11 protein-coding genes are annotated in these 11,579 nt (G+C 68.7%); all 11 read left to right on the top strand.

Annotated features, from left to right (window positions below; translation table 11 throughout):
• The first annotated feature begins 49 nt into the window (after nucleotides 1–49).
• Entirely contained in the window at nucleotides 50–1,060 is a 1,011-nt protein-coding gene (locus tag GKO32_RS26980; protein ID WP_154759720.1) for an ABC transporter ATP-binding protein, read from the top strand.
• A gap of 80 nt (nucleotides 1,061–1,140) precedes the next feature.
• Entirely contained in the window at nucleotides 1,141–2,694 is a 1,554-nt protein-coding gene (locus tag GKO32_RS26975; RefSeq protein WP_154759719.1) for an ABC transporter substrate-binding protein, read from the top strand.
• Nucleotides 2,691–4,016, top strand: coding sequence for an amidohydrolase family protein (locus GKO32_RS26970; RefSeq protein WP_154759718.1), 1,326 nt, complete (start codon nucleotides 2,691–2,693; stop codon nucleotides 4,014–4,016). The genes GKO32_RS26975 and GKO32_RS26970 overlap by 4 nt, the downstream gene beginning before the upstream one ends.
• Nucleotides 4,013–4,486: a RidA family protein gene (locus GKO32_RS26965; protein WP_154759717.1), complete on the top strand. Its 474-nt coding sequence runs from the start codon at nucleotides 4,013–4,015 to the stop codon at nucleotides 4,484–4,486. Before GKO32_RS26970 ends, GKO32_RS26965 begins: the two co-directional genes overlap by 4 nt.
• A 2-nt stretch (nucleotides 4,487–4,488) precedes the next feature.
• The gene (locus GKO32_RS26960) at nucleotides 4,489–5,361 is read left to right on the top strand and encodes an LLM class F420-dependent oxidoreductase (protein WP_154759716.1); all 873 of its coding nucleotides are present in this window, start codon (nucleotides 4,489–4,491) and stop codon (nucleotides 5,359–5,361) included.
• Nucleotides 5,358–6,398, top strand: a complete 1,041-nt coding sequence (locus GKO32_RS26955; RefSeq protein WP_154759715.1) for an alpha-hydroxy acid oxidase — start codon at nucleotides 5,358–5,360, stop codon at nucleotides 6,396–6,398. The genes GKO32_RS26960 and GKO32_RS26955 overlap by 4 nt, the downstream gene beginning before the upstream one ends.
• 24 nt (nucleotides 6,399–6,422) lie before the next feature.
• Nucleotides 6,423–6,932, top strand: coding sequence for a nuclear transport factor 2 family protein (locus GKO32_RS26950; RefSeq protein ID WP_154759714.1), 510 nt, complete (start codon nucleotides 6,423–6,425; stop codon nucleotides 6,930–6,932).
• Between the two features lies 1 nt (nucleotide 6,933).
• On the top strand, nucleotides 6,934–8,622 hold the full coding sequence (locus tag GKO32_RS26945) for a thiamine pyrophosphate-binding protein (protein WP_154759713.1): 1,689 nt from the start codon (nucleotides 6,934–6,936) through the stop codon (nucleotides 8,620–8,622).
• A 2-nt stretch (nucleotides 8,623–8,624) separates the two neighbouring features.
• On the top strand, nucleotides 8,625–9,500 hold the full coding sequence (locus GKO32_RS26940) for an LLM class F420-dependent oxidoreductase (protein ID WP_208024556.1): 876 nt from the start codon (nucleotides 8,625–8,627) through the stop codon (nucleotides 9,498–9,500).
• Nucleotides 9,497–10,846 (top strand): pyridoxal phosphate-dependent aminotransferase, encoded by a 1,350-nt coding sequence (locus GKO32_RS26935; RefSeq protein ID WP_166459748.1) that lies wholly within the window; start codon nucleotides 9,497–9,499, stop codon nucleotides 10,844–10,846. The genes GKO32_RS26940 and GKO32_RS26935 overlap by 4 nt, the downstream gene beginning before the upstream one ends.
• Nucleotides 10,843–11,526, top strand: coding sequence for a DJ-1/PfpI family protein (locus GKO32_RS26930; protein ID WP_154759710.1), 684 nt, complete (start codon nucleotides 10,843–10,845; stop codon nucleotides 11,524–11,526). Before GKO32_RS26935 ends, GKO32_RS26930 begins: the two co-directional genes overlap by 4 nt.
• Nucleotides 11,527–11,579 lie beyond the last annotated feature (53 nt).

Below are 11,579 nucleotides of genomic sequence, written 5' to 3'. Positions count from 1 at the left end.
GCCGTGACTGCGGTCGGATTGTCAACGACAGGCACAGTGAGGGCGCGCCATGACCACCAGTGAACTGGCCGCCCCGGTGGGCACCACGCGACTCGAGGTGTCGGACCTGAGCGTGAGCTTCCCCGTTCGCGGACTTCCCTTGCGCAGCAAGGCAAATGTCCGCGCGGTGGACCACGTCGGGTTCACCCTCGATCGTGGGGAGACGCTCGGCCTTGTCGGTGAATCCGGTTCGGGCAAGTCGACCACCGCGCGGGCGATCATGCGCCTGGTCAAACCGGAAGCGGGCCGGGTCGTGCTCAACGGCACCGAAATCAGTGCGCTGTCCGACCGGCGGTTCCGCGGGTACCGGCGCGGGGTGCAGATGGTGTTCCAGGATCCGTTCTCGTCGCTGGACCCCAGCATGACGATCGAAACGATCATCACGGAGCCGCTGCGGGTGCACACCGATTCCGGCCGCAGGGCCAGGTCCGATCGGGCCGCCGAGCTGATGCGGCTGGTGGGGCTCAACCCGGCGTTCCTGGACCGGTATCCGTACGAGTTCTCCGGCGGGCAGCGGCAGCGCATCGCCATCGCGCGGGCCATCGCCGTCGAACCGGATGTGCTGATCTGTGACGAGGCCGTTTCGGCGCTGGACGTCTCGACGCAGAACCAGATCGTCGCGCTGCTGGAAACCTTGCAGCGCAGGCTCGAGATGTCGTATCTGTTCATCTCGCACGACCTGGCGGTGGTGCGGCATATCGCGGACCGCATCATCGTGATGTACCTCGGTCGCATCGTCGAAGAGAGCCCGACCGAGCGGCTTTTCGCGGCACCGGCGCATCCCTACACCCAGGCGTTGCTGTCGGCCGTGCCGGTGCCCGAACCACGGGCGCAGCGGCATCGTGAGCGCGTGATCCTCGGTGGGGACATTCCCGATCCGCGGCATGTCCCGGCGGGCTGCCGGTTCAACACCCGGTGCCCGCGCGTGATGGACATCTGCCGGAACGTCGAACCGGCGCCGGTCCCGGTCGCGGGCGGTGGTTCCGCGGCGTGTCACCTGCTGACGACGCCGGAGAGCTAGCCGCAACGGTTCGGAAACGCCGTCGCGGTCTGGCCAGATAATTGATAAAATACTTGAAATCAAACTCCCCGGAGGTAGCGGTGTTCTCATCAGCCCGCTCGGCACGACCGGCGCATCTGGCGTTCCTGTCCATGGCCCTCGCCGCGGTCCTCACGCTGTCGGCGTGCGGCGGCGCGAACACCGCCGGTACCGGCACGTCCACCTCGGCGCCCAAGCCCGGTGGTTCGGCGCGGCTGGCCTACTACCTCGCGGTCGACAAGCTCGACCCGGCGCTGACCTCGGGCGGCCCGAACTACAATATCCTGCAGTTGATCTACGACACCCTGGTCCACGTCGACGCCGGCGGAAAGCCGGCGCCGGGGCTGGCCACGTCGTGGCAGTTCTCTCCCGACCTCAAGACGCTGACGCTGACCCTGCGCGAGGGCCTGACCTTCCCCGACGGCACGCCGTTCGACGCGAACGTGGTCAAGGCCAACCTCGACCGGTCCAAGACGCTCCCGTCCTCGACGACGGCCGCGTTGCTGACCAGCCTGCAGAGCACGGCGGTTCTCGATCCCACGCACGTCAAGCTGACGCTGACCAAACCGGACGCGCTGATCGTGATGGACCTGGCCGACCGCGCGGGCATGATGGCGTCGCCGAAGAGTTTCGACGGGCTCGTGAACGCCCCGGTCGGTCTTGGACAGTACACAATGGACGCCTACAAGCCCGGCGTGTCCATCACGTTGAAGAAGAACCCCGCTTACTGGGACGCCAAATCGGTGCTGCTGGACAACGTCACGATCGACTTCATCCCCGACGCGACAGCCCGGCTCAACGCGGTGCGCACCGGCCGGGACGACGCGGCCCAGATCGATCCGTCGCAGATCGCCGACGCGCAGGCGGGTCAGCTGAACACCATGGACGCGCCCGGCGTGAAGTACATCGCGTTGCAGGTCAACCCCGATCACGTGCCCGCGTACAAGAACCCGTTGGTACGGCAGGCAATCAGCCTGGCACTCGACCGGGCGGCCATCTCGAAGACGCTGTACCTCGACAAGGCCGACATCTCCGGCCAGGTGTTCCAAGAGGGCACGATCGGTCACGGCGGCAATGTCACGGCACCCTATGACCTCGAGAAGGCCAAGCAGCTGATGGCACAGGCGGGCTACGCGGGCGGATTCCCGCTGACGACGACGATCGCGCCCGCCTACAAGTCGCTCACCGAAGCGATGCAGGCCCAGCTCGCCAAGCTCAACATCCAGCTCAAGATCGACATCCCGTCGGCGGGCTATGCGGTCTCGGACGGCATGTGGGTCAAGAAGACACTCGAATCCACGGTGACCGGCTTCTTCACCCCGTTCGACCTCGCCACCGGTGTGGCCCGGGTCTTCGGCCCCGGCGGCACCACGAACCCCGGCAACCTGAGCAGCCCCGACGTCGACAAGGCCGTCGACGCGGCAAGGAGTTCGGCGGATCCGGCGACACAGGGGAGCCAGCTGCAGTCGGTTTCGAAGGAACTGGTCACCGACCCGCTCGGGGCGATCGTGGTGATCCGTCCACTGGAGATCATCGCGTACGGCAAGAAGATCAGCGGGTTCTCCCCGTGCCTCGGCGGGTTCCCGTGCCTGGCGAATGTCGGGGTGAGCGGATGACGGAACGTGCACCGGTGACCCCGCTCGTGCTGGCGAACTGCTCGGTCATCGACGTCGAGAACGGGGATGTGCTGAGCGGCGCGGAGATCCACGTCGAGGACGGGCGGATCACCGCCGTGGGCCGGGCACCTGGCGGGCGTGACCGGAACGCGCGGGTCGTCGATCTCGGCGGCGGGTGGGTCACCCCGGGATTGTGGGACTGTCACGCGCATCTCGGCCTGCTCATCCCCGACCCGACGAACTACGGTTTCTTCGAAACCCAGGCACGGCGCAGCATCCGCGCGGGGCAGAACGCCATCGACGCGCTGCGGGTCGGCATCACGACGGTGCGCGTCACCGGTGAGGCCGAGTACATCGACCTCGCCTGGCGCGACGCCTTCGCGACCGGTCAGTTCACCGGGCCGCGCATTTTCGGTGCCGGGCATCTGATGCGCTGCACCGGCGGGCACCTCAACCGCGGGCCCAAGCAATACCAGTACGTGCGGGACGCTATCGAGATCGACGGCACGACCGAGGCGATGAAGCAGACCCGCCAGCAGATCACGATGGGCGTCGATCTCATCAAAATCGTGGTGACCGGCGGAATGCAGGCCGGTGAGGGAGTCGGCGATCTGCAGCTGACGAAAGAAGAAGTGGCGGCGATCTGCACCATCGCCCACGGCCGCGGCAGGCAGGTCACCGCGCACGCCGGTGGCGGCCAGGCGACACGGGACGCACTGGACGCCGGGATCGACGCGATCGAACACGGCTACGACCTCGACGAGCAGACGATCGACATGATGGCCGAGCGCGGCACGTTCCTGGTGCCGACAATCGGCGTCACGCACGACGACGAGTTCGCCTGCGAGCACATGTGGCCCGACGCGACCAGGGCCAAGGCGTCCCGGCTGGCTCCCGCGCATCGCGAGACTGTGTTGCGTGCCAAGGAAAGCGGTATCACGATCTGCAGCGGCGGTGACAAGTACCCGATCGCCGAAAGTGGCCTGCGCGAGATTCAGCGGCTGGTGGACGTCGGGCTCACCGCGGCCGAGGCGTTGCGCGCCGCGACGATCAACGGCGCGCGGCTGATGCGGGCCGACGACTGGATCGGCACGATCGAGCCCGGCAAAGTGGCCGATTTCGCGGTGTGGGCCCGAAATCCGCTCGACGACATCGGTGCACTGGACGAGCTTCGCCGCGTGTATCTCGGTGGCAGGCTCGTCACCGACGCCGGCTCCGACGGTGCGCTCAACCCCGCCGACCGGGCGCGCGGCGTCTCCCGGATCGGGATTCCCGACGATGTCGCCGTCGTGCGGCCGACCTACGAGGAGAGCAGTAAATGAGTACGCCGGAAGCCAAACTGGCCGGCCTCGGTCACGAGCTCGCCGCCTTCCCCGCGCGCCCGGGACCGCTGGAAATGGTGGTCGTGCACGGCGGGCTGGCGTGGGTTTCCGGTCAGCCACCGGCAAAGGACGGCAAGATCGTCTACAAAGGACCGGTCGGGGCCGCGGTGTCGATCGAGGACGCCCGCTCGGCCGCCCAGCTGTGTGTGGTCAACGCGCTCGGCGCGCTGTCCGCCGCACTCGGCTCACTGTCCACAGTGGAGCGGATCGTGAAAGTCGTCGGTTTCGTCAGCTGTGAACCGGGTTTCTCGCGCCAGTCCGACGTGATCAACGCGGCGTCCGATCTGCTCGTCGGGGTGTTCGGTGACGCGGGCAAGCACGCCCGGTCGGCGATCGGCGTCGCCTCGCTGCCCGCCGACATGTCGGTGGAGATCGAACTGGTCGCCGCGGTGCGACGGGAAGCGGGCTGAGTATGCGCATCGGTACCACGTTCCTGCAGAGCGACCTGGAACTCGACCCGATCGCGACCCGCGACTACGTCCAGGCCGTCGAAGGCATGGGGTTCGATCACCTGCTCACCTACGATCACGTGCTCGGGGCGAGCGCGGCACACCGGCCTGGCTGGAACGAGTTCCACGATTCCGAAGACCGGTTTCACGAGATCTTCGTATTGTTCGGGTACCTCGCCGCGGTCACCTCCACCATCGAGCTGGTCACCGGAATCCTCTGCCTGCCCCAGCGCCAGACGGCGTTGGTGGCCAAACAGGCGGCCGAAGTCGACCTGCTCACCGGCGGACGGTTGCGCATCGGCGTCGGGATCGGCTGGAACGACGTGGAGTTCGAGGCGCTCGGCGAGCGGTTCGGTGGGCGCGGACAGCGCATCGAGGAACAGATCGAGCTGCTGCGCAACCTGTGGACCGAGCCCGTCGTCGATTTCCACGGCAAGTGGCACGACGTGACGTATGCGGGCCTCAACCCGCTGCCGGTCCAGCGGCCCATCCCGATCTGGTACGGCTCACGGGCGGACTCGGTGCTCGACCGGGTCGCCAGGCTCGCCGACGGGTGGATGCCCGATTCGCGCGAGCCGGACATCGTCGCGCCGCAGGTCGAGAAACTGCGCGAACTGACCGGGAAAGCCGGCCGCGATCCGGGGAAAATGGGGTTGCAGGCACGGCTTTCCGCCCGCCAGGGCGGTCCGGACGTCTGGGTGGAGCACTACCGGCGCTACCTCGAGATGGGTTTCACGCACTTCTGCTTTTCCACGATCTGGAGCGGAGCGTCCACAGTGGACGAACACCTGAAACTGCTCCAGCGGTTCCGCGACGAGGTTGGAGTGCCGCAATGACATCGACCTTACCGCTGACCCTCCCCGAGTTCGCGGAACGAGCCGCCGAGGTACTGCCCGACGGTGTCCTGCGGTACTTCGCCGGCGCCGCCGGTGACGAGATCACGTTGGCGGACAACGTGGTCGCGTGGCAGCGGCTGGCATTGCGGCAGCGGGTGCTGGTCGATGTGTCCAAACGCGACCTTTCCGTGGAGATCCTCGGGGTCCGCCGCCCGCATCCGGTGATCATGGCGCCGATGGCGTGGCAAACCCTGGCCAACCCCGGCGGCGAAATCGCCGCCGCCCAGGGAATCGGCGCGGCCGGCGGCATCTACACGATGTCCTGCTGGGCGTCCCAGCACGCCGACGACGTCGCCGCGCAGGCGGCCGATACCACCCGCTGGATGCACATCCACATCTTTCCCGACCGCGACATCACCCAGCGGCTCGTCGACCGGGCCGTGCGGGGCGGCTTCGAGGCGCTGGTGCTGACCGCGGACCAGCCGGTCGCCGGGCGCCGGGACCGCTCGATGCGCGCCCAGTTCGCGCGGCCGGGCTCACCCAACCTCGCCGATCTCGCGCCCGGCAGCCTCGAACCCGCACAGACCTGGGAGGACGTCGCGGAGCTGGTGACGTCCTCGCCGCTGCCGGTGATCGTGAAGGGCCTGCTCGAACCGGGCGACGCGGAACTGGCGATCCAGGCCGGGGCCGCGGGGATCGTGGTGTCCAACCACGGCGCCCGGCAGCTGGACACGGTGTTGTCCACCGCATCGGCACTGCCCGCCGTCGTCGAGCAGGTCGCCGGTCGCGTCGATGTCCTTGTGGACGGCGGGATCCGGCGCGGCAGCGACATCGTCAAGGCGCTGGCGCTGGGCGCCGATGCCGTCCTCATCGGACGGCCCCTGCTGTGGGGCCTGGCCGTGGGCGGCGCCGACGGGGTGCGGCACAGCGTCGAGCTGTACCTCAAGGAGCTGGACATCGCGCTGGCCGTGCTGGGCGTGACGTCCGCGGCTGAACTGGAACCCTCGATCGTTCTCCCCGCACCCTGGTCGGCGTGACCATTTCCCAGAAAGGCTGTGACCATGGCAGGCACCTCCGTCTCCGCGCAGGATCGCGCGGAGATCACCGAACTGTTCGCGCGTTATGCGTGGGCGGGTGACACCGGAAGCTTCGACGAGTACGTCGCCCTGTTCACCGAGGACGGCGTTTTCGACGGCATGGGCGGGTATTACACCGGCCCGGACGAGCTGCGCGAGCTCGCTCGCGAGGTCAAGCAGGGACCGCGGTCCCGCGGCCTGCAGCACTGGGTCGGCAATTCCGTCTACGACAGCGACGGACCCGACAAGGTCGTGGTCAAGTCCATGTGTTTCGCGCCGCGCCGCATCGAAAACGAGCACTCGCTGGTTTTCGTCGGCTATTACGTCGACACCATCGTGCGGGTCGAGGGGGAGTGGAAGTTCCGGATCCGCCGCTGGCGGCCCTGGGCCGGCGAGGTGCTCGACGGCGCCAAGCCGTGGGAGACCGGCGCCGACGACGGCGGCTTCATCCACCGCAAGGGCACGGAGAACGGCGCGCGGGTCAGCGCGGTCTGACGTGGGCGCGCCGAACACCGATCCCGCGATGTACCAGGCGATCGGGGACGCGTTCGCCGGTGAGGGAACCGACGTCGTCTTCGCGTTGATGGGCGACGGGAACATGCTCGCGCTGGCGGACATGTCCGCGCGGCATGGGATCCGGCTGGTGCATGTGCGCCACGAGAACGCGGCCGTCGCGATGGCCGACGGGTGGGCGAGGGCGACCGGCCGGGTCGGGGTCGCCTCGGTCACGTGCGGGCCCGGCGTCTCGCAGATCTCGACCGCGCTGACCGCGGCGGTGCGCAACCGGACACCGCTGGTGGTCTTCGCCGGCGAGATCCCCACCGGCATGGCGTGGAACCCGCAGCAGGGCGACACGGCCGGTTTCGTCCAGGCCACCGGGGCGCGTTATCTGCCGCTGCGCAACGCCGGCAAGCTGTTCGAGACGATCCGCTCAGCGTTCTCCCTCGCATACCGGGACCGGACGGCGGTCGTCCTCAGCATCCCGTACGACCTGCAGGAAGTGCCGTGGCGGCCACCGCACCCGTACCGGCGCTCGGCCGATGTGCGAGTGAGCGCGCCGCCGGTGATATCTCATCACGACCAGATCGTGCTCGCGGCGGACGAGATCATGACCGCCGAACGGCCGCTCATCCTCGCCGGGCAGGGCGCCGTGGCCGCGCGGGAGGACATCGTCCAGCTGGCCGGCACGATCGGCGCCGTACTCGGCACCACCCTCAAGGCGAATTGCCTGTTCCTCGGTGAGGAGTTCGACGTCGGCCTCGTCGGCGGCCTGATTTCGGCCGCTGCCAAGGAAATCGTGCGCGAGGTGGATCTTGTCGTCGCGGTCGGCGCGTCGCTGGGCTACTTCACCACCGACAATGGTGCACTGTTGCACGGCAAGCGGATCATCCGGATCGACGCGCAACCGAGGCTGGAGAACGAAGGCGTCATCCTCGACTCCGTCGTGGTGCACGCCGACGCCCGGCTCGGGGTGCGCGCGCTGCACACGGAACTGGACCAGCGGGGCTATCGCGCCGCGGGGCTGCGCACCCAGCTGATACGCGCGCAGCTGGCCGACCCCATTCCCGATGTGCCGCCGATCCAGCCCGAACCGGGCACCGTGGATCCGGCCGAGGTCATCAGCGTCCTGGACGAAACCCTGCCGCCCGCGGTCGGCGCCGTGTTCGGTGTCGGGCATTTCTGGTCGTTCGCGGCCATGGGGCTGACCCGCCCCGGCCCCGCGTCGTTCACCTACGCCTACGGATTCGGCGCGGTGGGGCACGGGTTGCCGACCGCGATCGGCGTCGCGGTCGGTACGGAAACGCCGCTCGTGCTCGTCGAAGGTGACGGCAGCCTGCTGATGCATCTGGGCGAACTGCAGACGCTGGCGGTGGAACGGCTGCCGGTCCTGGTGCTGGTGATGAACGACGGCGGGTTCGGGTCCGAGATCCACAAGCTGAACTTCAAGGGCGCGGACGGCGAGCTGGCCCGGTTCCACCGCACGGATTTCGCCGCGCTGGGCCGCGCGCTCGGGATGACCGCGCACACCCTCGCCGATCCCCGCGATATCGACGGCATCGTCAAGGAATTCATGGCCGATCCGGTGCCGACGGTGGTCGACGTCCCGATGTCGGCCGCCGCGATTTCCGCGCCGACGCGGCGGTCGCTGTTCCCGCGGACACTCGAGCCGCTGAAAAGGAGCTGACAGTGAAGATCGGCGCACTGCTGCCGCATGACGAGGTCGGCGCGCACCCCGGTGACCTCCGCGACTTCGTGCAGACGGTGGAAGGCCTTGGCTACGACCACATCCTGCAGTACGAACACGTGCTCGGCGCCGGGCGCGGGACGCGGCCGGACTGGACCGGTCCCTACGACGCGGACAACCTGTTTCACGAACCGTTCGTGTTGTTCGGCTATCTGGCCGGGGTGACGATCTCGATCGAGTTCGTGACCGGTGTGTTCATCCTGCCGCAACGGCAGACCGCGCTGGTTGCGAAGCAGGCCGCGGAAGTGGCTCTGTTGAGCGGAAACCGGCTGCGGCTCGGGGTCGGCCTCGGCTGGAACAAGGTCGAGTACGAATCGCTCGGCGTCCCGTGGAGCCGGCGCGCGGCCCGCTACGAGGAGCAGATTTCGGTCCTGCGCGCGTTGTGGGGCGAGCACACGACCACGGTCGACGGCGAGTTCCACACGATCATCGACGCCGGTATCAACCCGAGGCCCACCGAGCCGGTTCCGCTGTGGCTCGGCAGCGGCCCGGCCGAACCGGCGATCGACCGGGTCGCGCGGCTGGCGGACGGCTGGATCCCGGGCGGCACGTTCACCGCGGAGCTGGGGCCGCAGATCGAACGCGTGCGGTCGCTGGTCGAGTCCCACGGCCGTGATCCCGCTGCGTTCGGGATCCAGGCGCGGCTGGTCACCAGCCGGATGCCCGCCGAACAGTGGGGGCAGGAATGCCGCGAGTGGGCGAAGCTCGGCGTGAGCCACCTTGCCGTGAGCAGCAAGGGAATCGGCAACGAAACCCTGTCCGATCACTTGCGGTTCCTGGAGAAGTTCAAGGCCGAAAACCTGGACCCGGTGCGATGAGCCTCGTCTACCGCGCGGGCCGGTCCGCGGCCGAAATCCAGCAGCAGTACGGGATTTCCGACGTCGTGAAGCTGTCGTCGAACGAGCTGCCATGGGGGCCGCTGCCCTCGGTGCGGGACGCGATCCTGCGGGCCGTCACCGGAGACGACGGCGCGAACCGCTATCCCGATCTACGGGCGACGGAACTGCGCGCCACAATCGCCGCTTATCACGGAGTGGACCCCGGCCGCGTTGCCGTCGGAGCCGGTTCGGGCGGGATCCTGGCGCAGCTGGTGCGATCGGAGTTGCGTGGGGATTCCGCGGTTCTGGTGCCGGGCCCGACATTCGATCTCTACCGGATCATGTCGACGTGGACGGGCGCGTCGGTCCACGTCGCCGACATGCCGGCCACGGTGCCGGATGTGGACACGCTCGTCGCCGGGTTGCGGCCGGAGACTCGGCTGGTTTTCCTTGCCAGTCCGAACAATCCGACCGGCGGCGCGCTCGGTGCGGACCGGGTGGCGCGGATCGCGAGCCGGGTACCCGAAGGCTGCATTGTCGTGGTCGACGAGGCTTACGCCGATTTCGTGACGGCGTGCCATATCGACCAGGGGGCGGCGTTGATCGACCGCTACGACAACGTCGTGGTGCTGCGGACGTTCTCCAAGGCACACGGTCTGGCCGGGCTGCGGATCGGGTACCTGCTGGGCCATCCCGCCATCGTCGACCGGGTCGGTGCGCTGTCGACGCCGTTCCACATCGGCACGGTGGGGCAGGTCGCGGCGATCGAGTCGGTGCGCCACGCCGCGCAGGTCCGGGAACGGGCCGAGCGCGTCGTGGCCGAGCGGGAGCGGATGGCCGCGACGATCCGCGCGATGGGGCTGGGTTTGGGATGGTCACAGGCGAATTTCCTGTGGCTGCCGGCGGGTTCCGGTGCGGCGCGGCTGGCACAGGCGCTCGAACAGCGGGGCCTGGTGCCGCGGCTGTTCGACGGCAAGGGGGTGCGGGTCACCGTCGCGCGGGCCGCCGACAACGACCGGGTACTGGCGGTGCTCGGCGAACTGGATTTGCGTGACACGTGGACGTTGCCGGTGGGTGACGGGGTCGTGGCTGCCGCGCGTACCGCGGCCGAGTTGGAATCGGTGAGCGGCGTGGTGGACGGTGCGGTCGCCCGGGACGCCTACCGTGCCGCGCTGGCGCTCGCCGGGCGGGTGCCGGATCCGCAGATCGATACGTGGGGCGCGGAACAGGCAGGGCACGCGCTGGTGGCGGAACTGCTGGACGTGGTGAGCGTGGATTTGCTGGAGGGCCGGGAAAAGATCGCGGCGCAGGTGATCGCGACCGCACGAGCGAAGGACGGACAATGAAGATCGCGGTGGTGGTCTACGACAAGATGACGGCGCTCGACGCGCTGGGACCGTATGCGGTGATGGCGATGCTGCCGGGGCGGGAAATCTCTTTTGTGGCAGCGAAAGCGGGTCCGGTCGTGGACGATTGTGGCGCGCTGGCGGTGACGGCGACGAGGACGTTCGACGATTACCGGGACCCGGAGATCGTGATCGTGCCGGGCGGTTTCGTGACGCGGCGGATGAGTATCGTGGGGGACCCGTGTATCGAGTGGCTGCGGGAGGTGCACCCGCGGACGCAGTGGACGACGTCGGTGTGCACCGGCGCGCTGCTGCTGGGGGCGGCGGGCCTGCTGAAGGGCCTGCGCGCGACGACGCACTGGGTCGCCTACGACGAGCTGGCCGCGTTCGGCGCCGATCCGGACCACGAGCGCGTGATCGTGCACCCGGAGCGGCGCATCATCACGGCGGCGGGCGTTTCGGCGGGGATCGACATGGGCCTGCGGCTGGCGCAGGAACTGGCGGGCGACCGCGTCGCGCAACGGATCCAGCTGGGGATGGAATACGACCCGCAGCCCCCGTTCGACGCGGGCTCGCCACTGAAGGCGCCGCCGGATCTGGTGGAGGAGATGCGCACCACCCTGGCCGAAAGCAAGCGCCGCCTGCTGGCCGACCTGACACCGAAGGCCGCGGAGAATTGATGGCTCCGGTGTGAGGTGGGCTGGCTGGTGGCGGGCGAGGGGTGACCGCACGC

The sequence above is a fragment of the Amycolatopsis pithecellobii genome (assembly GCF_009707865.1).
GTDB classification, from domain to species: Bacteria; Actinomycetota; Actinomycetes; order Mycobacteriales; family Pseudonocardiaceae; genus Amycolatopsis_E; species Amycolatopsis_E pithecellobii.
Note: the sequence above shows the minus strand (reverse complement) of the source record. Positions and strands in the feature narration are given on the sequence as shown.

Excerpts from the sequence above, each read along its gene's own strand:
- GKO32_RS26980 (WP_154759720.1), top strand. The coding sequence starts at position 50 with ATGACCACCAGTGAACTGGCCGCCCCGGTGGGCACCACGCGACTCGAG.
- GKO32_RS26970 (WP_154759718.1), top strand. The coding sequence starts at position 2,691 with ATGACGGAACGTGCACCGGTGACCCCGCTCGTGCTGGCGAACTGCTCG.
- GKO32_RS26965 (WP_154759717.1), top strand. The coding sequence starts at position 4,013 with ATGAGTACGCCGGAAGCCAAACTGGCCGGCCTCGGTCACGAGCTCGCC.
- GKO32_RS26960 (WP_154759716.1), top strand. The coding sequence starts at position 4,489 with ATGCGCATCGGTACCACGTTCCTGCAGAGCGACCTGGAACTCGACCCG.
- GKO32_RS26955 (WP_154759715.1), top strand. The coding sequence starts at position 5,358 with ATGACATCGACCTTACCGCTGACCCTCCCCGAGTTCGCGGAACGAGCC.
- GKO32_RS26950 (WP_154759714.1), top strand. The coding sequence starts at position 6,423 with ATGGCAGGCACCTCCGTCTCCGCGCAGGATCGCGCGGAGATCACCGAA.
- GKO32_RS26935 (WP_166459748.1), top strand. The coding sequence starts at position 9,497 with ATGAGCCTCGTCTACCGCGCGGGCCGGTCCGCGGCCGAAATCCAGCAG.
- GKO32_RS26930 (WP_154759710.1), top strand. The coding sequence starts at position 10,843 with ATGAAGATCGCGGTGGTGGTCTACGACAAGATGACGGCGCTCGACGCG.